The organism is Mesorhizobium sp. M7A.F.Ca.US.005.03.1.1 (assembly GCF_003997975.1).
Lineage (GTDB): Bacteria > Pseudomonadota > Alphaproteobacteria > Rhizobiales > Rhizobiaceae > Mesorhizobium > Mesorhizobium ciceri.
Window position 1 is genome coordinate 18943 of the sequence record NZ_RZRO01000025.1, and the last position, 20373, is coordinate 39315.

Annotated in this window: 18 protein-coding genes; 10 read left to right on the forward strand and 8 right to left on the reverse strand. The window is 63.8% G+C overall.

Annotation, left to right across the window (positions count from 1 at the left end; all coding sequences use genetic code 11):
• Positions 1 to 153 precede the first annotated feature (153 nt).
• Complete coding sequence (locus EN990_RS13385) at positions 154 to 1242, reverse strand: citrate synthase/methylcitrate synthase (protein ID WP_127369066.1); 1089 nt, start codon at positions 1240 to 1242, stop codon at positions 154 to 156.
• A 92-nt stretch (positions 1243 to 1334) separates the two neighbouring features.
• Between EN990_RS13385 and EN990_RS13390 the strand changes: the two genes are divergently transcribed.
• The gene (locus EN990_RS13390; RefSeq protein ID WP_027162501.1) at positions 1335 to 2474 is read left to right on the forward strand and encodes a citrate synthase; all 1140 of its coding nucleotides are present in this window, start codon (positions 1335 to 1337) and stop codon (positions 2472 to 2474) included.
• A gap of 21 nt (positions 2475 to 2495) precedes the next feature.
• On the opposite strand, the gene phaR is transcribed toward EN990_RS13390, so the two are convergent.
• Positions 2496 to 3107 (reverse strand): polyhydroxyalkanoate synthesis repressor PhaR, encoded by a 612-nt coding sequence (phaR, locus tag EN990_RS13395; protein WP_063169186.1) that lies wholly within the window; start codon positions 3105 to 3107, stop codon positions 2496 to 2498.
• A 299-nt stretch (positions 3108 to 3406) separates the two neighbouring features.
• Here phaR and EN990_RS13400 point away from each other — a divergent pair, with 299 nt between their 5' ends.
• The 6 genes from EN990_RS13400 to EN990_RS13425 all read left to right on the forward strand — a co-directional run bounded on the left by EN990_RS13400 (position 3407) and on the right by EN990_RS13425 (position 11570).
• Entirely contained in the window at positions 3407 to 4585 is a 1179-nt protein-coding gene (locus tag EN990_RS13400) for an acetyl-CoA C-acetyltransferase (protein ID WP_024502944.1), read from the forward strand.
• Positions 4586 to 4783: 198 nt separating this feature from the next.
• Entirely contained in the window at positions 4784 to 5509 is a 726-nt protein-coding gene (gene phbB / locus EN990_RS13405; RefSeq protein ID WP_013529183.1) for an acetoacetyl-CoA reductase, read from the forward strand.
• Between the two features lie 728 nt (positions 5510 to 6237).
• Positions 6238 to 9645, forward strand: coding sequence for a helicase-related protein (locus tag EN990_RS13410; RefSeq protein ID WP_127388313.1), 3408 nt, complete (start codon positions 6238 to 6240; stop codon positions 9643 to 9645).
• A gap of 16 nt (positions 9646 to 9661) precedes the next feature.
• On the forward strand, positions 9662 to 10048 hold the full coding sequence (locus EN990_RS13415) for an RNA-binding S4 domain-containing protein (protein ID WP_013529181.1): 387 nt from the start codon (positions 9662 to 9664) through the stop codon (positions 10046 to 10048).
• 234 nt (positions 10049 to 10282) lie between these two features.
• Positions 10283 to 10621 (forward strand): ferredoxin FdxA, encoded by a 339-nt coding sequence (fdxA, locus tag EN990_RS13420; protein ID WP_013529180.1) that lies wholly within the window; start codon positions 10283 to 10285, stop codon positions 10619 to 10621.
• 367 nt (positions 10622 to 10988) lie between these two features.
• A complete protein-coding gene (locus tag EN990_RS13425; RefSeq protein WP_013529179.1) occupies positions 10989 to 11570 on the forward strand; it encodes a CarD family transcriptional regulator in 582 nt (193 codons plus the stop codon).
• Between the two features lie 165 nt (positions 11571 to 11735).
• Here the strand turns inward: EN990_RS13425 and EN990_RS36125 are convergent, their stop codons facing one another.
• Both EN990_RS36125 and EN990_RS36130 read right to left on the reverse strand, forming a co-directional pair.
• Positions 11736 to 12854: an ATP-binding protein gene (locus EN990_RS36125; RefSeq protein ID WP_245469181.1), complete on the reverse strand. Its 1119-nt coding sequence runs from the start codon at positions 12852 to 12854 to the stop codon at positions 11736 to 11738.
• Complete coding sequence (locus tag EN990_RS36130) at positions 12809 to 13504, reverse strand: hypothetical protein (protein WP_245460992.1); 696 nt, start codon at positions 13502 to 13504, stop codon at positions 12809 to 12811. Before EN990_RS36130 ends, EN990_RS36125 begins: the two co-directional genes overlap by 46 nt.
• A gap of 130 nt (positions 13505 to 13634) precedes the next feature.
• On the opposite strand from EN990_RS36130, the gene EN990_RS13435 reads away from it, so the two are divergent.
• Positions 13635 to 14294 (forward strand): response regulator transcription factor, encoded by a 660-nt coding sequence (locus EN990_RS13435; protein ID WP_013529177.1) that lies wholly within the window; start codon positions 13635 to 13637, stop codon positions 14292 to 14294.
• A 155-nt stretch (positions 14295 to 14449) separates the two neighbouring features.
• Positions 14450 to 15061: a LysE family translocator gene (locus EN990_RS13440; protein WP_024502939.1), complete on the forward strand. Its 612-nt coding sequence runs from the start codon at positions 14450 to 14452 to the stop codon at positions 15059 to 15061.
• Positions 15062 to 15242: 181 nt separating this feature from the next.
• Here the strand turns inward: EN990_RS13440 and EN990_RS13445 are convergent, their stop codons facing one another.
• The 3 genes from EN990_RS13445 to EN990_RS13455 all read right to left on the reverse strand — a co-directional run bounded on the left by EN990_RS13445 (position 15243) and on the right by EN990_RS13455 (position 17590).
• Positions 15243 to 16013 carry an amino acid ABC transporter ATP-binding protein gene (locus EN990_RS13445; protein ID WP_013529175.1) on the reverse strand — a complete coding sequence of 257 codons (771 nt, stop codon included), beginning with the start codon at positions 16011 to 16013 and terminating at the stop codon, positions 15243 to 15245.
• Positions 16010 to 16690, reverse strand: coding sequence for an amino acid ABC transporter permease (locus EN990_RS13450; protein ID WP_013529174.1), 681 nt, complete (start codon positions 16688 to 16690; stop codon positions 16010 to 16012). Before EN990_RS13450 ends, EN990_RS13445 begins: the two co-directional genes overlap by 4 nt.
• Before the next feature lie 126 nt (positions 16691 to 16816).
• Positions 16817 to 17590: an amino acid ABC transporter substrate-binding protein gene (locus tag EN990_RS13455; protein ID WP_013529173.1), complete on the reverse strand. Its 774-nt coding sequence runs from the start codon at positions 17588 to 17590 to the stop codon at positions 16817 to 16819.
• Positions 17591 to 17912: 322 nt separating this feature from the next.
• Here EN990_RS13455 and EN990_RS13460 point away from each other — a divergent pair, with 322 nt between their 5' ends.
• Positions 17913 to 18776 (forward strand): RNA polymerase factor sigma-32, encoded by an 864-nt coding sequence (locus tag EN990_RS13460; protein WP_027162506.1) that lies wholly within the window; start codon positions 17913 to 17915, stop codon positions 18774 to 18776.
• A gap of 24 nt (positions 18777 to 18800) precedes the next feature.
• Here EN990_RS13460 and EN990_RS13465 read toward each other — a convergent pair whose 3' ends face one another.
• Positions 18801 to 20270, reverse strand: a complete 1470-nt coding sequence (locus tag EN990_RS13465) for a M48 family metalloprotease (RefSeq protein ID WP_024502938.1) — start codon at positions 20268 to 20270, stop codon at positions 18801 to 18803.
• Between the last annotated feature and the right edge of the window lie 103 nt (positions 20271 to 20373).

Sequence of the window (20373 nt, forward strand, 5' to 3'; positions counted from 1 at the left end):
TATGTTGCAGTGCAGCATATATGCTCAATGCGACGCAATAACAGCGGCCAGAATTTTTCGACGAGATGAAATTTTCGTCATGAGCGGCCACACGGCCGCTCACCAGGAGGATCCTGATCGGATCGGTGTCGCTCGCCAGGCGCCGAAAGAACCTCAGGCGACCAGGTCCGGCACCGGCCCGATATAGCGCGACTGCGGTCGGATCAGCCGTCCAGTCGTCTGCTGTTCACGCGCATGCGCGATCCAGCCGGCCACGCGCCCGGCGGCAAAGACATTGCTAAAAGCTTGCGGCGGAAAGCCCGCCGCTTGCAGCACCAGCGCGGTGTAGAACTCGACATTGGTCTGCAGCGAACGCTGCGGCTTTGCGATCCTAAGCACCTCGAGCGCCGTTTGCTCGACGGTCTCCGCAAAGGCCAGCCGGCGACCGGTTTCGCCCTCGCCGCCGAGTTGCCGCACCACGGCCTTCAGCACATCGGCGCGCGGATCGCGCACACGGTAGATGCGATGGCCGAACCCCATGATGCGCCTGCCCTGCGCGATCTCGTTGCGCAGCCAGCCGGCGGCATCGCCATGCGCCTGGATCGCATCCAGCATCTCGATGACGGGGCCAGGCGCGCCACCATGCAGCGGCCCTTTGAGCGCGCCAAGCCCGGCCAGCAGGGACGATGTCAGGCCGGCCTGCGTGGAGGCGACCACGCGCGTCGCAAAGGTCGATGCGTTGAGGCCATGGTCGCAGACGGTCACCAGATAGGTGTCGAGCGCTTTTGTGAGCGCCTGCGAGGCGACGCGGCCGCTCAGCATCCTCAGCATGTCGGCGGCATGATCGGCGCGGCTGTCCGGCGCGATCGGCTGCTCGCCGCGCCGCAGGCGCAGCAGCGCCGGCGTCAGCACGGCGGGCGCCGCGATCAGCAGCAAGGCGTCGGTCAAGGTCTCGCCATCCGGCAGCTGCGCCATGCCGGCGCGCATGGCGCTGTAGACATCGAGCGGCGCCAGCAAAGGCAGCGAGGGCAAGAGCCGTTCGAACACGTCCGCACTCGCCTGTCCCAGCGCCCGCGACAGTTGCGCATCATCGGGAAGGTCGTTGAAGAAGCCGTCGAGCAGCAGCCTAACCACCTGGGCATAGTTCCAACGGCCGGCCAGTTCCGGCAGCGAATGACCTCGGATCGTCAGACGGCCGCCAAGACCATCCACATCGGAAAGCACGGTTTCCGCCGCCACCACATCATCGAGCCCATTCGCCATAGCCTGTCTCCTTGAAGCATTTCCGGATCGGAGATAGAGATGGGCAACGTTTCCATCAATCTTGATCAATAGAATCAATATCAGGGCTCGATATGTCCGAGTGGTTGTCCCGGGAAGAGGCGCTGGAGAGACTCAAGGTGCGGGCGCAGACGCTGTACGCCTATGTCAGCCGTGGGCGCATCGGCATGCGGCCCGACCGCGCCGATCCGCGCCGCAGCCAGTACCGCGCCGACGATATCGCCGCACTGGCGACCCGCCGGGCGCGCGGCCGCAGCCCGTCAGTCATCGCCGAAAGCGCCATCGCCTGGGGCGAGCCCTCGATCGTAACGGCGATTTCGACCGTCTCGCACGGTCGGCTCATCTATCGCGGGCAGGACGCCGCAGTGCTCTCCGGGCACGCCACACTGGAAGAAGCCGCCGCCGTTCTCTGGGCTCTGCCGAAACCAGTGGCTTTCGAAGCAGCGTCGCCGGACGCACCCCATCAAGCTGGCCGAGCCTCGGCCTTTGCGCAACTTGCCGTGCTTGCCGGTCAGGGGCGCCCGTCGCTCGGGCGCAGCGCCGCCTCGCTGCATGCCGATGCCGCGCACGCGGTCGGCGTGCTGGCCGCCGCGCTGGGCGCACCGGCGGGGTCAAATCCCGTCCATCAGCGGCTTGCGCAGGACTGGTCGGTGGATGCCGGCCGCGCCGATGCGATCCGCCGTGCGCTTGTCCTGCTTGCCGATCATGAACTGAATGCGTCGACCTTCGCCGCGCGCGTCGCAGCCTCGACCGGCGCGCCGCTGGCCGCTTGCCTGCTGGCAGGGCTCGCGACGCTGTCAGGCCCGCGCCATGGCGGCGCCGGCGAGGCGGTGATGCAACTGGCCGAGGATGCGGCGCGGCATGGCGCCGATGCGACGATCCGGCGCTGGCTCAGCCATGACCGGCCGCTGCCGGGGTTCGGTCATCAACTCTATCCTGACGGCGATCCCCGCGGGGCGGCGCTGCTGTCGGTGATCGAGGTTGACGGCACACTATCGTCGCTGCGCGACGCTGCCTTTGCGGCGACCGGCGCGCTTCCCAACATCGACTTTGGGCTGGCCGCGCTGACGCGCAGCCTAGGCTTGCCGCGCGATGCACCGTTCCGCCTGTTCGCGCTCGCACGCAGCGTCGGCTGGGCCGCGCACACGGTCGAACAGATAACAAGCGGAAGTGTCATCCGGCCGCGCGGCCGCTATGAGGGCGTGCTGGTGTAAGGCCGCAAGAACGCCAGGCGCTCAGGACATCGTGTCGAGCTTGCGCTGCATGGCCGCGATCTGGTCCTTCAGTTCCTGAAGATCGTCGGGCTTGTCAGGCGTTTCCTTCCTGGCCGGCTCGGGCGACGTCGCAGCGGCTGGCGCGGAGCCAGCGGGCGGGAACGGCGTGAACAGCCGCATCGCATTCTGGAACATTTCCATGTTGCGGCGCGTCTGTTCCTCCAGCGCCTTGATCGGCGTGGTGATCTTCATCATGTCGAGCGGCGACTTGCCGAGCGCCCCCTTCATCTGCTCGCGAAAACGCTCCTGCTCCTTGGAAAAGGCAAGCATCGACTGTTCGAGGAAGCTCGGGACGATCATCTGCATCTGGTCACCGTAATAAGCGATGAGCTGGCGCAGGAACGGGATCGGCAGCATGTTCTGCCCGTCCTTGTTCTCCAGTTCGAAGATGATCTGGGTCAACACCGGATGCGTGATGTCGTCGCCGGTCTTGGCGTCCTGGACGGTGAACTCCTCGCCCTTCTTGACCATCTCGGCGAGGTCCTCGAGCGTCACATAGGTGCTGGTGCCGGTGTTGTAGAGGCGGCGATTGGCGTATTTCTTGATGATGATCGGATCGTCTTTAGCGGCCATCTACATCCTCCCGGGGACACCGGCGCGCCTCTGAGTAAGCCGCCGATAACGATTGTGCCTTTTTTGAGGATATGCGCAAAAGCCTCACAATTCCAAGCAGTTTGTGCAGTGCGGGATCACTAAATGCTGCATGGCAGGCAAAATATGCTGCGCAGCAATGGACGAATGGCCGCCATGGCAAGGCATGGCCTGCTTGCGGCGCATGGGCGCCATGCCCATTTCCGGTTTGACTTGGGGTTGGGAAAGGGCAAGAAAAGTCCCCAACGACAGAGCAACACCCTTGAAGTCTGGAGAAGAAAATGTCCGCTTCCATCGTCATTGCCAGTGCGGCGCGCACGCCGGTCGGCTCCTTCAACGGCGCTTTCGCCGCCACCCCGGCGCATGAGCTCGGCGCCGTCGTCATCACGGAATTGCTGTCGCGTGCCGGCGTCGAACCAGGCGAGGTCGACGAGGTCATCCTCGGCCAGGTGCTGACCGCCGCGCAAGGCCAGAACCCGGCCCGCCAGGCATCGATCAATGCCGGCCTGCCCAAGGAAACCACCGCCTGGGGCCTCAATCAGGTTTGCGGCTCGGGCCTGCGCGCCATCGCGCTCGGCATGCAGCAGATCGCCATCGGCGATGCCAAGGTGATCGTCGCCGGAGGCCAGGAATCGATGTCGCTTTCGACGCATGCCCAGCACCTGCGCGCCGGCGTCAAGATGGGCGACTTCAAGCTGATCGACACCATGATCAAGGACGGGCTGTGGGACGCCTTCAACGGTTACCACATGGGCAACACAGCCGAAAACGTCGCGCGTCAGTTCCAGATCACCCGCGAAGACCAGGACCAGTTCGCGCTCGCCTCGCAAAACAAGGCCGAGGCCGCGCAGAAGGCCGGCAAGTTCAAGGACGAGATCGTCGCCGTCACCATCAAGGGCAAGAAGGGCGACACCATCGTCGACCAGGACGAATACATCCGCCACGGCGCCACGATCGACGCCATGACCAAGCTGAAACCGGCTTTCGACAAGGACGGCACGGTAACCGCCGCCAACGCCTCCGGCATCAATGACGGCGCCGCCGGCGCGCTGCTGATGAGCGAAGCGGAAGCGGTGAGGCGCGGCATCACCCCGCTGGCGCGCATCGTGTCCTGGGCAACCGCCGGCGTCGATCCGCAGATCATGGGCACCGGACCCATTCCCGCCTCGCGCAAGGCCTTGGAGAAGGCCGGCTGGTCGGTCGGCGATCTCGACCTGGTCGAGGCCAACGAAGCCTTTGCGGCGCAGGCCTGCGCCGTCAACAAGGACATGGGCTGGGATCCCTCGATCGTCAACGTCAATGGCGGCGCCATCGCCATCGGCCATCCGATCGGTGCGTCCGGCGCTCGCGTCTTCAACACGCTGGTCTTCGAAATGCGCCGGCGCGGCGCCAAGAAGGGTCTCGCTACCCTGTGCATCGGCGGCGGCATGGGCGTCGCCATGTGTGTCGAAGCACTCTGAAGAAAGTCACTAAAAGGGCGGCGTGCATGCATGTCGCCCAAAAGCGCGCAGCGGTTTTGGGAACACCGACATGCATAAAACCAAACATCTGAAGCGCATCGCCTGAATCTACCTCAGCGCGACGCGCTTTAGCCGCCCGTTCTGTATCCAGTGCCTGCCAAGCCCGACAACAGGGCGATATCAAAAAAGGGGAAATGCATGACCAAGGTAGCAATCGTCACAGGCGGATCGCGCGGCATCGGCGCGGCGATCTCGATCGCATTGAAGACCGTCGGCTATTCGGTTGCGGCGAACTATGCCGGCAATGACGCCGCAGCGGCGAAATTCAAGGCTGAGACCGGCATTCCGGTCTACAAATGGTCGGTCGCCGACTATGATGCCTGCGCCGCCGGCATCAAGCAGGTCGAGGCCGATCTCGGCCCGGTCTCGGTGCTGGTCAACAATGCCGGCATCACCCGCGACGCCATGTTCCACAAGATCACGCGCGAGCAGTGGAAAGAGGTCATCGACACCAACCTGTCCGGCGTCTTCAACATGACGCATCCGCTGTGGAGCGGGATGCGCGACCGCAAGTTCGGCCGCATCATCACCATCTCCTCGATCAACGGCCAGAAGGGCCAGGCCGGCCAGGTCAACTATTCCGCCGCCAAGGCCGGCGATATCGGTTTCAGCAAGGCTCTCGCCCAAGAGGGGGCGCGCGCCGGCATCACGGTCAACGTCATCTGTCCCGGCTATATCGCCACCGAGATGGTCAAGGCGATCGACGAGAAGGTGCTCAACGAGCGCATCATTCCCCAGATTCCTGTCGGCCGCCTCGGTGAGCCCGAGGAAATCGCGCGCTGCGTCGTCTTCCTCGCATCCGAAGATGCCGGCTTCATCACCGGCTCGACCATCACGGCCAATGGCGGCCAGTATTTCGCCTGACGACGGCGATGTAGGCGCAGAGATCGGCGGGCCGGCGCGCCGGCCCGTTTTTCGTTGGCGCCATGGTCCTTCGAAGTGACAGCACGGCTGCTGACCCAATCCGGCACGCAGAGGTTAACAGCGGCCCGGCCGGCCTGTGCGAAACCTGCTTCCAAGCCTGTGGATTCTCGGTGGATAAGCTGTTCACAACACAAGATATTGGGGTGAACAAAACGGGAAAATTCCGCTATCGCTGATTCGTCGCCGATTCGTTCCGGCTTTGAGCTGAACGTTAACGACGACAGCCGGAATCGCCTGCCAATTGCTTAACGCGGATTAAGAAAGATCAACAATTTCATAACCTTGGTCGAGGCATGCCAAGCCACTGTGATCGTTTATCGACAAAGGTTAATGGCAATGCCCTCTTAGCACGAAACGGGCCAGTTCAGCGATTCAGCATGTGGTGCGTGTCGCGGCCGCGAAATCCACATATAGCCGTGAACAAAAGCTGAATCTGCAGGAGTCACTGATTCGTCGCCGATTCGTTCCAGACTCGTTCTATCCGTTAATCCGCATCTGATTGAGAGCTTGACAGAACCACCTTCTGGCTGCCGACGGAACATTCCGCTTTCGCTTCGCGCCCGAAATCCCTATGTGTCGCCTGTCATACGCGCCCATTTGAGGCACGCTCCCGACAACCAGAGGCCAGAAGCCTTATCTCCAGGTCCCGGAAGCCTTATTCTAGGTTGATGAACATCCAGCCCAAACACACTGAGCCGCTGATCCTGTCGGGCCGCGACGTGACCGCCGTGCTCGGGCCGACCAACACCGGCAAGACCCATCTCGCCATCGAGCGCATGGTGGCGCATGAGAGTGGAATCATCGGCCTGCCGCTCAGGCTTCTGGCGCGCGAGGTCTACGCCCGCGTCTGCGAAAAGGTCGGCGCCCACAAGGTTGCGCTGATTACCGGCGAGGAAAAGATCCAGCCACCGGGCGCCAAATATTCGGTCTGCACCGTCGAGGCCATGCCGCGCGAGACCGACGCCGCCTTCGTCGCCATCGACGAGGTGCAGCTCGCCGGCGACCTCGAGCGCGGCCACATCTTCACCGATCGCATCCTGCACCTGCGCGGCCGCCAGGAAACGCTGCTGCTGGGCGCCGCCACCATGCAAAGTATCCTGCAGCGCCTGCTGAGGGGTGTCTCGGTGGTGACGCGGCCGAGGCTGTCGCATCTTGCCTATGCCGGCTCCAAGAAGCTGACCCGCCTGCCGCGGCGCACGGCGATCGTCGCCTTTTCCGCCGACGAGGTCTACGCCATCGCCGAGTTGATCCGCCGCCAGCAGGGCGGTGCCGCCGTCGTGCTCGGCGCGCTCTCGCCGCGCACCCGCAACGCCCAGGTGGCGCTGTTCCAGTCCGGCGATGTCGACTACCTCATCGCCACCGATGCCATCGGCATGGGTCTCAACCTCGATCTCGACCACGTCGCCTTCGCCCAGAATCGCAAGTTCGACGGCTTCCAGTACCGCAATCTGACGGCGGCCGAGCTTGGCCAGATCGCCGGCCGCGCCGGCCGGCATCTGCGCGACGGCACGTTCGGTGTCACCGGCCAGGTCGACCCGCTGGACGAGGATCTGATCAAGAAGATCGAAGGCCACGACTTCGACCCGGTGAAGGTGCTGCAATGGCGCACCGCACATTTCGACTTTGCCAGCCTCGACGCGCTGAAGCGCTCGATCGAAACCAACGCCCCGGTCGAGGGACTGACACGGGCATTGCCTGCCGTCGATGCACAGGCGCTCGAGCATCTGTCGCGCGACGAGGACATCCGCGCACTCACCACCAATGCCAAGCGCGTGGCGCTGCTGTGGGAAGCCTGCGCGCTGCCCGACTACCGCAGGATCGCGCCGGCCCAGCATGCCGACCTCATTGCCTCGATCTACACGGACCTCGCACGCCACGGCCATGTCGACGAGAATTACATGGCCGAGCAGGTGCGCCGCGCCGACACAACAGAGGGCGACATTGATACGCTCTCGCATCGCATTGCCCAGATCCGCACCTGGACATTCGTGTCGAACCGGCCCGGCTGGCTGGCCGATCAGGCACACTGGCAGGAAAAGACGCGCGAAATCGAAGACAGATTGTCGGATGCGCTGCATGAGCGGTTGACGAAACGCTTCGTAGACCGCAGGACTTCCGTCCTCATGCGGCGCCTTAGAGAAAATACCATGCCTGAAGCCGAAATTAGTTCTACCGGAACCGTCCTTGTCGAAGGCCACCATGTCGGCGAGCTGCAAGGGTTCCGCTTCACCGCCGACCAGACCGCCGGCGGCGAAGACGCCAAGGCGGTGCGCACCGCTGCCCAGAAGGCGCTGGCCGCCGAGTTCGAGGCGCGCGCCGAACGCTTCGGCGCCTCGGCCAATGGCGATATCGCGCTCGGGTCGGATGGCACGCTGCGCTGGATCGGTGCGCCGATCGGCACGCTTGTATCAGGCGAAGACGCGCTGAAGCCGCGGCTGGTGCTGCTGGCCGACGAACAGCTGACCGGCCCGGCGCGCGACAAGGTCGCCGCGCGTGCCGAGCGTTTCGTCAATTTCCAGATCGAGTCGCTGCTGAAGCCGCTGGTCGACTTGAAAAACGCCGACCAGATTTCCGGCATCGGCCGTGGCATCGCCTTCCAGCTGGTCGAGAATTTCGGCCTCATCAACCGCCGCGACATCGCTGAGGAGATGAAGTCGCTCGACCAGGAAGGCCGCGCAGCCCTTCGCCGGCTTGGCGTGCGCTTCGGCGCCTACCATGTCTTCGTGCCGGCGCTGATCAAGCCGGCGCCTGCCGGGCTGGTGACGCTGCTGTGGGCGCTGAAGAACGACGGCAAGGACAAGCCAGGTTTTGGCGACGTGGTCCATGCGCTCGCCTCGGGTCGCACCTCGGTGGTCATCGACCCGGCCTTCGACAAGACCTTCTACAAGCTTGCCGGCTACCGCAATCTCGGCCGTCGCGCCGTGCGCATCGACATCCTGGAACGGCTGGCGGATCTGATCCGCCCGGCGACCAACTGGAAGCCCGGTCTCGGCCAGCGCCCGGACGGCGCCTATGACGGCCAGTCCTTCATGGTGACGCCGCCGATGATGTCGATCCTCGGCGCCACCGCGGACGACATGGAAGAGATCCTCAAAGGTCTCGGCTACCGTGCCGAGCCGAAGCCGGCCGTCGAGGTCAAGGCGCGGCTCGAAGCACAGGACAATGCCGCGCGCGAAGCAGCGATGGCGAAGCTTGCGGCGGAAGAGGCTGCACGAGCCGAGCAGACCAAGGCGGCGGACGCCGCAGCAGAGGCAGCAGTCGAAGGGTCGGAGCCGGCATCGGACGCAGTGGCCGTTTCGGAAACGGCGACCGAAATGACCTCCGACGCCGCGGCGGAACCTGCTGCGCCTGCCGTGGAAGAACAGGCGGACGCTCCGGTCGAAACCGTGCAAGACGAAGCGCCTGTTGCCGAGGCTGCTGCTGAACCGGCGCCGGTTGAACCGCAGGCAGAGGCTGAAGCTGCCGAGACTGAAGCCGCAGCGGCAGAAGAAGTTGCACCGGCCGAGCTGGTGTCAAATGCCGCGCCGGCAACGGACGCCGCGCCGGACGAAACCGTGACGGTGACTGAAGCAGCCACCGGGGAACCCGCTCCGGAAGCCGAAGCGCCAAAACCCATCCTGTTGTGGCGTCAGGGTCGTTTCGAACAGCGCCCGCGCAACCGCGACGACAACCGCAGGAACAATCGCCAACGCAACGGACAAGCGCGCGGCCGAAGCGATGCGCCTGCGGACGCCGGCGCACCGGCCGCCGCTGCACCCGGAGAGCGTCCGGCCCATGAAGGACGGCGCGATGGAGCCGGCAAGCCGCGCTTCGACCGCTCGAAGTTCAAACCCAAGCCGCAGGCCGAAGGCGAACAGCGACGTGACAGGCCGCAGGGCGAGCGCCCGCAGGGCGAGCGTCCCGACCGCCGCGAAGGCCGTCCCGACTGGAAGGGTGGCAGGCCGGATGGCAAGGGTGGTCCGCAAGGCGGCAAGCCCGCCTTCCAGCCAAAGCCGCGCGAGGAGCGCCCGGTGCGTTTCGATCCGGATTCGCCCTTCGCCAAGCTCGCCGCTCTGCGCGACCAATTGAAGAAGTAGAACCCGGCTCGCTTCGATGGTTGCCGAAGGCCGCCAGCGCATCGACAAATGGCTGTTCTTCTCCCGCGTCGTGAAATCGCGCTCGCTGGCGGCGAAGTTGGTCGTCGCCGGCCGGGTCCGCATCAATCGCGACAAAGCAGCGCAGGCTTCCGATCAGGTCAAGCCAGGCGACGTCCTGACCATCACGCTCGAGCGGCGCATCTTCATCTGGAAGGTCCTCGGCGCGGGTGCGCGACGCGGCCCGGCCGAGGAAGCCCGTACGCTCTACGAGGATATGTCGCCACCGCCCGCACCGAAGGGCGAAGCCCCTCCCGATGCAATTCCGGGGCTGCGCGAGGCCGGCAGCGGCCGCCCGACCAAGAAGGAACGTCGCCAGACCGACCGATTGCTCGGCGAAGATTGATGCCTGGCGTCCAAAAACAGGCGGCGCTTGCCAGGATAACGACGTGTTTGAAGCAAAACTGAACCCGGCAAACAGGAAGCCCTGCATGAGGTCGCCGGCCTCTGGGGCGCCGGCTGCCTGGAATTCCATTTCGAAACGCTGATGCCGACAGGAATGGCTGCCCTTGCAAGCAGCGGCCAAAGGCGTTACCTGACGGAAAAAGCCCAACAAAATGGGACGTCCCGGAGCCGACCGATGACCTATGTCGTGACCGACAATTGCATCAAATGCAAATACATGGACTGCATCGAGGTCTGTCCGGTCGATTGTTTCTACGAAGGCGAGAACATGCTCGTCATCCATCCCGACGAGTGCATCGACTGCGGTGTTTGCGAGCCGGAATGCCCGGCCGACGCGATCAAGCCCGACACCGAGCCCGGCCTCGACAAATGGCTGCAGGTCAATACCGAATATGCCGAGAAATGGCCCAACATCACCGCCAAGAAGGAACCGCCGGCAGACGCGAAATCCTTCGACGGCGAGGCCGGCAAGTTCGAGAAATACTTCTCCGCCGAGCCCGGCGAAGGCGATTGACAATACGGCCGCAGAGGCCGGTATTACGCAGGGTAAGAGGCACGTCACATTAACCGGCTTGACAGCCGGCGCCGGGTTGTGGCCTTCGCGTATGCAGCAAAACCTTGATTCTTCCGACTTTTTGTGTTACATCAGCGAAACATGCCGGTGACACAACGTCGATTTATGGCGCAGACGCCCCAAATCACTGAAAGGTGAAAATCCCATTCGGACCAGAGCGATCTGGGCCAGGCGGTCGCGATGTTGCGGTTTGCCGGTCCGGCTTTTCCGATGGGTTCATCTGTTGTGCGGCTAACGGTCGGTTTCTCCGATCGCGCGAGTTCGGGCCGGCAGGACGCCGGTACCACAACAAGGAGTTCAGTGCGCAATGGCAACGATCACCCCGCAGAAGAAGTCCACCGCTGCGCGTCACGGTTTCAAGACCGGCGAGTACATCGTCTACCCGGCGCATGGCGTCGGCCAGATCGTCTCGATCGACGAGCAGGAAGTTGCTGGACACAAGCTGGAACTGTTCGTCATCGACTTCTCGAAGGACAAGATGCGCCTGAAGGTGCCGGTCGCCAAGGCGACCTCCATCGGCATGCGCAAGCTGTCGGAAGAGGATTATGTCGAACGCGCGCTGAAGGTCGTGCAGGGCCGCGCCCGCGTCAAGCGCACCATGTGGTCGCGCCGCGCCCAGGAATATGATGCGAAGATCAATTCGGGCGACCTGATCTCGATCTCGGAAGTCGTGCGTGACCTCTACCGCGCCGACAACCAGCCGGAGCAGTCCTATTCCGAGCGTCAGCTCTACGAGGCGGCGCTCGACCGCATGGCCCGCGAGATCGCGGCCGTCAACCGCATGTCGGAAACCGAAGCCGTGCGCTTGATCGAGGTCAACCTCAACAAGGGCCCTAAGCGTGGCGCCAAGGCCGACAATGAAGAGGCCGAGCAGGAAGAAGCTGCCTGATCTTTCTCACCTTTCGAGAAATCCTGCCAGAAACGATTGGAGGCTCCGGTTTGACCGGGGCCTCTTTTGCTTTCGGGCGGCAGCTTCGATGTTGGTAGGCCCTGCGCACCAGCGTGCTGCATCGCGGCTTGCCGGCGCGCCGAGCCGTCGAGCGCGCGTTTCGTTTTAACGTGTGTCGCCACTTATCGCCTTGCCGCCAAAGCAGACCGCGGCAATGGTCTCGCGCAATTCCTCGTCGGCGATCGGCTTGTGCAGGATGCGGCTGCCGCTGGCGCTGATCTCCTTGAGGCGCGCCGGCGACGTATCGCCAGTAATGATGATGGTCGGGACAAGCCGGCCGATATGGGCGTGAAGCGCACGGATCGCGTCGGTGCCGGTGGTGTCATTCTCGAGACGGTAGTCTGCGATGATCAGGTCGACCGGCGCATCGCCGGCAGCCAGCGCCGCCGTATGGGCCTCCTGCGCCTCTGCGGCGGAGCGGCCGGGATAGACACGATGTCCCTCCAGGCTGAGCAAGCGCACCATGGCATCGAGAACGTCGCCCTCGTCCTCGACCACCATGATGCCGGCGGCACTGCTGGCCGGCGATGTCGTGTCGACCTCCAAGCGAGCTTGCACCGCGCCGGCCTTCGCGACGGTGATGGAAAACAGGGAACCGCGCCCGGACGTCGAAGCCAATTTCAGGGGGTGCCCCAACAGCTCGGCGGTGCGGCGAACGATGGCGAGCCCGAGTCCCAGGCCTTGCGTGCGGTCCCGCGCCGGGTTCTGCAACTGCACGAACTCCTCGAAGACCATCCCCTGCTGATCGGCGGGGATGCCGGGGCCGCTGTCGAGGACCTGTATCTCCACACATGCGCCGCGCCGGCGACAGCCCAGCAGGACACCACCTTGCTTGGTGTAGCGAAGGGCATTCGAGATCAGGTTGTTGAGGATGCGCTTCAACATCATCGGGTCGCTGTCGACGTAGAGACTGCTGTCTACCACGCGCCACGTAAGTCCGCGTTGTTTTGCCTCGGCGGCGAATTCATTGCGAAGATCACCAAAGAGGTCGCGCAGCGGCACCGCCTCGCTCGCGACCGTGACGATGCCCGCATCGAGCCGCGAGATATCGAGCAAAGCGTTGAGCAGCCCACTGAAGTTGCTGACAACCGATTTCGCCCGGCTGGCCAGATCGCGCGCCTCGCCGGAGGGTACGTCGCCGCGCTGCCCCAATATGGCAAGCGTCGAGACCAGCAGGCTCAGGGCATGGATCGGTTGGCGCAGATCGTGACTCGCCGCCGCCAGAAAACGCGTCTTGGCACGGTCGGCGGTCTGCGCCTGTCGCGTTCCTCTTGCAGGTGCTCGACCAGCGTTTCGTTCTCCAGTCGCAGGCTGACGGTTTCGCGCAGCATGCGGTAGGTGATACGGCAGTAGTAGAAATTGATCGCCACCAGCGATGCGAGCAGGAACAGGAAGGCGCCGGAAATATCGCTTTGGGTGGTCAAGCAGCGCAAGGCGACCGGCACCACCGTGGCCAGGATGGAACCGACCAGCGCCGGCGGAAAGGCCGACAGCGACGGCACCGTACCGCAGACGAGACCAGTCAGGACGATGACCGTGAAGGACAGCACGATCGGCGCCTCGGGCATAAAGCCGACCCAGCCAAGCACCCCCCACAGAAGGCCCGACATACAGGAAAACGCCGTGGCCAGCCATGCCCAGCGCAAGATCGAGCCGCGATCCCTTGAGCGGCTGAAAAAACGGCGCGACGCCAGCACCCGGATAGCCGTCAGCAGATACAGCGCCGCCAGCCAGCCGATCAGCCAATTGGCGGAAACGGCCGTTCTCAGAACATAGACCGCCGCCATCGAGATCACGATGTTGGAGATGACCACGCCGTAGGAATTGCGATACAGGAGTTCGACCAGGGCCTGGCGTATCTTGTCTTCCTGCATCGAATCCCTCCAATTGTCCCAAGTAATTCTCCGGCCGGTCTTCCCCGGTACCGTTGATCTACCGGCAACCTGTTTCGCATAAGTTGGCGATCGATCCATATACGCCGCTGCAGCCCTGGATGGTGCCCCGATGAACCGCTCGCTCACCGCCATACTCGCCGACGACCATGCCATCGTGCGCGAGGGGCTGAAGCTGCTTATCTCGGCTATGGACAATATCTCGGTCGTCGCCGAGGCTGCGGATGGCGAGGCGCTGCTTGGCCAGCTGCGAAGCACGCGCGCCGACCTTTTGATCCTCGACCTCGGCATGCCAGGTGTGACCGGGATGCAGTTTATCGCCACCATCAGGACCTTGGCGCCACGCCTGCGGATCGTGGTGCTGACGGCCAATGTCGAGCCGAGGACAGTACGCGCCGCGCTCAGCGCCGGCGCCAACGCCTACCTGACCAAGGATGGCGATCCAGAGGAACTCGGCGCTGCCATCGAAGCGGTCAAGAACGGAGGCACCTATCTGGCGAAAACCGTTCGCTTCGCGGTCAGCGATATAGGCAGGGAAAGCGAGCCGATAGCCGCGCAGGAAATCCTGTCCCCGGTACCGCTGACGCGGCGCGAACGGCAGATCCTTCAACTGGTGGCGCAAGGCATGATCACGCGCGACATCGCCGAACGACTGGGCATCAGCCTGCCGACCGCTCGCAAACATCGCGAAAATCTGATGGGCAAGCTCAGTCTCCACAACACCGCCGAACTGACCGCCTACGCGGTTCGTCTGGGATTGCCCACCGGCTGATATCGCAGCCGCGACAATGGGCAACCCGGCAACGTCCCCTTAACCATCGGCAGATTAGCCAAACCCGATCATCATCCAAATACGGCATCCGCCGTATGTTTTCGGCCTGCCCCCCGGCCTACTCCTCCCACGGCTTGATCATGGGAGGAGCTGTCATGCCATCGCTGGATCTCTGGATTCCGTTCGCCCTCGCAACGCTCGCCTTCGCCTGCATGCCAGGACCGGCGATTCTCTACATGACAGCGCAGACGCTGGCCCATGGCCGTCAGGCGGGATTGATGGCGGCGCTGGGTGTCCATCTTGGTTGTTACGTGCACATCCTGGCCGCGGCGGTCGGGCTCGCCGCACTGATGGAACACGCGCCGGTCGCTTTCTTGGTGATCCGATGGGCGGGCGCCGCATATCTCATTTCGCTGGGCCTTGCCATGTTCCTGGGCTGGAACCGGATGGGTGAGGATGGTGCCAGGCCGGCCCCGAACACATTTCGCGACAGCATGGTCGTCGAGATCCTCAATCCCAAGACGGCACTGTTCTTCCTGACCTTCCTGCCGCAGTTCGTGGATCCGTCAGCCGGCATGGCCGTCGGGTTGCAGTTCCTCATCCTCGGCATCATCGTCAATCTCATCTTCTCGATGGCCGACCTTGCGGCGGTCGGCATCGCCTCGCTCGCCGTTGGCCGGTTCACTGGCGCCGGATGGGTGATCCCCAAGACATGCGGTTCGATCCTCATCGGACTTGGCGTGGCGCTCGTCAGCCATCATATCTGAACCTGCAAATGAAGAGCCGCGATTTCGGGGGAGATCTGACGGTGAAATTTCAGCGGCTGCTGGCGGCAAGGCCCGATATGCCGAAGGATGGCTGACGGCCTGCTCGCGCATCCGGCAAGATATACCGGAACCGGCGCGCCTTCGGGGCCATCGCCCGAATTCTACAGACCCTAGGCCGCGCCTACCCGCCGCCGCCTTCCTTCTCAGCCTCCTGCTTCAGCGTCGCAATGAACCGCTTCGTCCGTTGCTGCTCCGGATTGTTGAACAGCACCGCGGCCGGTCCCTTCTCGACGACGACGCCGGCATCGAGGAACACCACTTCCTTGGCGATCTTGGAGGCGAGGCGCAGATCATGCGTCGCCATCACCATGGTCGTGCCTTCACTGGCGAGCTTGCCAAGCACGTCGACCACCTCTTGCGCCAGTTCCGGGTCGAGTGCCGAGGTCGGCTCGTCGCAGAGCAGCACTTTCGGCGACGGCGCCAAGGCGCGGGCGATCGCCACGCGCTGCTGCTGGCCGCCCGACAGCGTCGCCGGCCAGGCGTCGGCCTTGTGCGCCATCCCCACCTTCTCCAGCAGAGCCAGCGCCCGCTCGCGTGCCCTCTCAGGCGCCCATTTCAGCACCGTCACCAGCCCTTCCATGACGTTCTCGATCGCGGTGCGATGCGGAAACAGCTGGAAGTTCTGGAACACCATGCCGGTCTGCAGCCGCAGGCGCTGGATATCCCTGGCCGGAACCCTGCCACCAGGATGGAATTCGAGCGTCTCGTCGCCGATGCGCACCGTGCCCGAGGTCGGGATCTCCAGGAGGTTGATGCAGCGCAGCAGGGTGCTCTTTCCCCCGCCCGACGGGCCGACCAGCGCAGTGACGCTGCCTTCGGCAATGGTGACCGTCACGCCCTTCAACACGAGATTGTCGCCAAAGCGCTTTTCGATGTTGCTGAGGCCGATCATGAGCGTGCCTCCAGGAAGCCGCCATAGCGGTTGAGCCGGGTCTCCAGCCGCGTCTGCAAGGCCGACAGCACCGAACTCAGCGCCAGATAGAGGATCGCCGCCTCGACATAGAGGATCAGCGGCTCATAGGTGGTGGCGACGATGCGCTGCGCCGCCTGGAACATCTCCGGCACGGTGATGGCGGCGGCCAGCGACGTATCCTTGACCAATGAGATGAAGGTGTTGGAAAGCGGCGGCACCGCGACCCGGCCGGCTTGCGGCAGGATGGTGCGCCGCATCGCCTGGCTCCAGGTCATGCCGATCGAATAGGCCGCTTCCCACTGGCCCTTCGGCACCGACCCTATGGCCGCGCGGATAATTTCCGACGTGTAGGCGCCGATGTTGAGCGTGAAGCCGATCAACGCCGCCGTGAAGGCGTCGAGCAGGATACCGACCGACGGCAGGCCGTAGAAGATAAGGAACAGCTGCACCAGCAGCGGCGTGCCGCGGAAGATCCAGACATAGAAGCGCACCAGCGCGACCAGCGGTTTCGGACCAAACAGCCGGGCAAGCGCCGCACCCAACCCAACGGTCAGCCCAAGGACGAAGGACAACAGCGTCAGCGGCACGGTGAAGATCAGCGCCGCCCACAACAGCGAAGGCAGCGACTCCAGCATCAGTTGCAGCCAGTGCGGCACGTAAGACCCTCCAAATAAGTCGAGGCTTCGTCGAGGCGCGACATATCACGACAAAAGCGGCGGACCGTCAAAGACGACTCGCCGCTCGATATGTCCTGTGGGCCGCGGAGCGCCCCGCCTCATAGATTACTTCGAAACGTCCTGGCCGAAATAGGTGTCGGAGATTTTCTTATAGGTGCCGTCGGCCTTGATGTCGGCCAGCGCCTTGTTGATCGCCGCGACCAGCTCCGGATCGCCCTTGCGCACGATGACGCCGGAATAGTCGGCGTTTTCCTCTTGCGCGGCGATCTTCACATTGGCGTCGGGCTTGTGCTTCTTGAAGTCGAGGAACGACAGGCTGTCATTGATCGTGGCGTCGGCACGGCCTGTCAGAAGCAGCTGGATCGATTGGTCGAAGCCATCGGTGCCGACCAGCTCGGCGCCGTTCGTTTCGGCCAGCTTGCCGAAATTCGAGGTCAGCGACTGCGCCGACTTCTTGCCCTTGAGATCGGCAAAGGTCTTGATGTCTGTGTTGTCGCCGCGCACGATCAGCACCGCCTTGGAGGCGATGTAAGGATCGGAGAAGTCGTACTTGGCCTTGCGGGCATCGGTGATGCCGACCTCGTTGATGACGGCGTCATAGCGATTGGCGTCGAGGCCGGCGATCAGCCCGTCCCACTTGCCTTCGAGGAATTCGACCTTGACGCCGAGCTTGTCGGCGATCGCCTTGGCGATTTCGACGTCGAAGCCGACCAGTGCGCCCGAAGTGTCATGATAGGTGAATGGCGCATAAGTGCCTTCCGTGCCGACCTTGATGACCCCGGCCTGCTTGATCTGGTCGAGATTGGCGCCGGCATGGCCTGCGGTGACAGCCAAGGCCTGCAGCGTTCCGGCGATGATGAGCGACTTGAGCCATTTCATTTTTCTGTGATCCCGTCCTTGGCCGGCCGACCGGCATATTGTGAGCGCTGGAAACTGACAGATGCAAGCCGAAAAAATAAGGAACAGAATTCCAAAAACAACCAGTTTCTGAAATCGCATACTCAAACTGGCGCTTTCCAGCCGACACCAGAACTGTCGCGGATCATCCCCGGAGCCCGTCGGGCAACACAATCCCGCAGCCACGGTCGCGGAACCTTTCCCGCGCATGGCAGTTCTGGCTGTTCTAGGGCACGGCGCCGCCATTTCAACCCGGGCGCCAGCCAAGTTTGCAAAGTCATCCGCACCACCCAGGGAGCGCCTCATGATGGAAGACACGGCAGGACGGATCATGGTCCGCGCGGCAATGAAGGCTCCCTACCTCGAACGTGACGAAGAGCATCGGCTTGCATTGCTCTGGAAAGAGGACAACGACCAGAACGCGCTGCACAGCATCACCGTCGCGCATATGCGGCTGGTCATTTCCATGGCCTCCAAATTCCGCCATTACGGCCTGCCGCTCGGCGACCTGGTCCAGGAGGGTCATGTCGGGCTGCTCGAGGCCGCCGCCCGCTTCGAGCCGGAGCGCGAGGTGCGGTTCTCGACCTATGCGACATGGTGGATCCGGGCCTCGATGCAGGACTACATCCTGCGCAACTGGTCGATCGTGCGTGGCGGCACCAGCTCGGCGCAGAAGGCGCTGTTCTTCAACCTGCGACGCCTGCGCGCGCGGCTGGCGAATGGCGCCGAGCCACTGTCAAACGCAACGCTCTATCGCGAAGTATCGGAAGCACTCGGCGTCTCCGAAGCCGACGTGGCGATGATGGATTCGCGGCTGTCGGCTCCCGACTCCTCACTCAACATGCCGGTTGCCGACGATGCGGGTTCGACCGAGCGCATGGATTTCCTGGTCTCGGACGATCCGCTGCCCGACGAGATCGTCGGCGACAAGATCGATGTCGCGCGCCGCTCGCTCTGGCTGAGGGAGGCGCTTCGCGCGCTCAACGCACGGGAGTTGAGGATCATCGAGGAACGCCGGCTTAACGACGAGGGCGCGACGCTGGAAGCGCTCGGCGAAACCCTCGGCATCTCCAAGGAACGCGTCCGCCAGATCGAGGCTCGCGCCATGGAAAAGCTGAAGGTCGCGTTGGTGAAGCAGAATCCGGAGTTCATGGCGACTGCCGCGTGAACGGCGGCAGGCGTCCAGGGGCTCTTACTTGTCCGTGACGATCTTGACCTTGTCGCCGGCCGAAACCGCGGCACCAGGCGACAGCGCGTTGAGGACGCGGAACAGGTCGAGCTTACGGTCGACGCCGACCATCTGCGCCGAAAGCGAACCCATCGTCTGCCCAGGCTGGACAGTGACGACGCGGATGCGCAGCGGCTTCAGCGCCGCCTTTTCGGCGGCACTCAAGATCCGGAACGAGCCGCTGACCGAGCGGGCGATTGTGTCCAGCGACGTGCTGGCCGAAGGGGCCGCGGTCAGCAGCCGATAGACCTGGCCGCCGGCGCGGATCACCGCAATGTCGAACTGCCAGCCTTCGGCGCCGGCATGCGCGGTCGCTGCCTCGTTGCCGTTGATGGTTTCCTGCCTGACGCTGCTGTCGACGAGACCAGCCACCCAGCCGCTGCGGATATAGTCCGTCAGCGCCCGGTTCTTGTCGATCGACACGCCATCGAAACGGATCGCTATGTCGCCGGGGCCGGTGGCCGTCACCGCTGCCGCCGAATTGTCGATGATGAAGCCGTCCGGTACCGTGAACGAAACGCCAAGGCCCGGATGCAGGAAGGTTTCGCCGCGCACATAGCCTTCTTCCGGCGTGTCGCCATAGAGCAGGCCGTCTATGCCGGCGAGGAAGGAATCGCGGTCGCGCGTGCCGACGCCCGGCGCGCCGAACTGGCGGGCATGGCGCTGCGCCAGATCGATGCGCTGCGGCGTATTGGGGTGCGTGGCCAGGAAGTCGAGGCTGGCGTCGGTGGCGCCGCTGATCGAGCGGAAATCCGTGTAGGCCGACATTGATTGCAGGAAGCGGCCGGCGGCGAAAGGATCGTAGCCGGCCTCGCCGATCGACTTGATGCCGATGGCGTCGGCTTCCAGCTCCTGGTTGCGCGAGAATTGCGCGAGCCTCAGCTTGCCGCGGATCAACGCCGCCTTGGCGGTCGGGCTGTCGCCGAGCACATCGGAAACCACCTTGGTCGCCAGGCCTTCCTCTGCCTCGAGTTGCTGGCGCTGCAAGCCGTGATTGGCGGTGACGTGGCCCATCTCATGCGCGATGACAGCTGCAAGCTCGGCCGAATCATTGGCCAGCGCCAGGAGGCCGCGCGTGATGTAGAGATAGCCGCCCGGCAGCGCGAAGGCATTGACATTGGGCGAATTCAAAATGGTGATGCGATAGGTCTGTGTCGGGTTGGCGGACACCACCGTCAAACTACCGACCACCTTGGCGACCATGCGCTCGAGCTTGGGATCGGAATATTCGCCGCCATAGGTCGCCAGGATGCGCGGATGCTGCGCCCTGGCCAATTCGGCGAGCTTGTTGTTGGCGCCGACATTGTCCACCGTGATCGGCTTGTCGGAAGGCTGGAAGCCGGATTCCTGAACCTCCGGCGGCGTGAACATCTGGCAGCTTGCCAACGCCACGGCAAAGCCGGCCAGCGCGAGGAAGCGCGCCAGCGGTTTCATTCCCAATGTGTTAGCGCCGATCGCCAGAACGGCTTCCTTTCGGGTCCCGGCACATGACATTGAAAATCGGGGACGATCTTCAGAATGCTCACGTGCCATATCT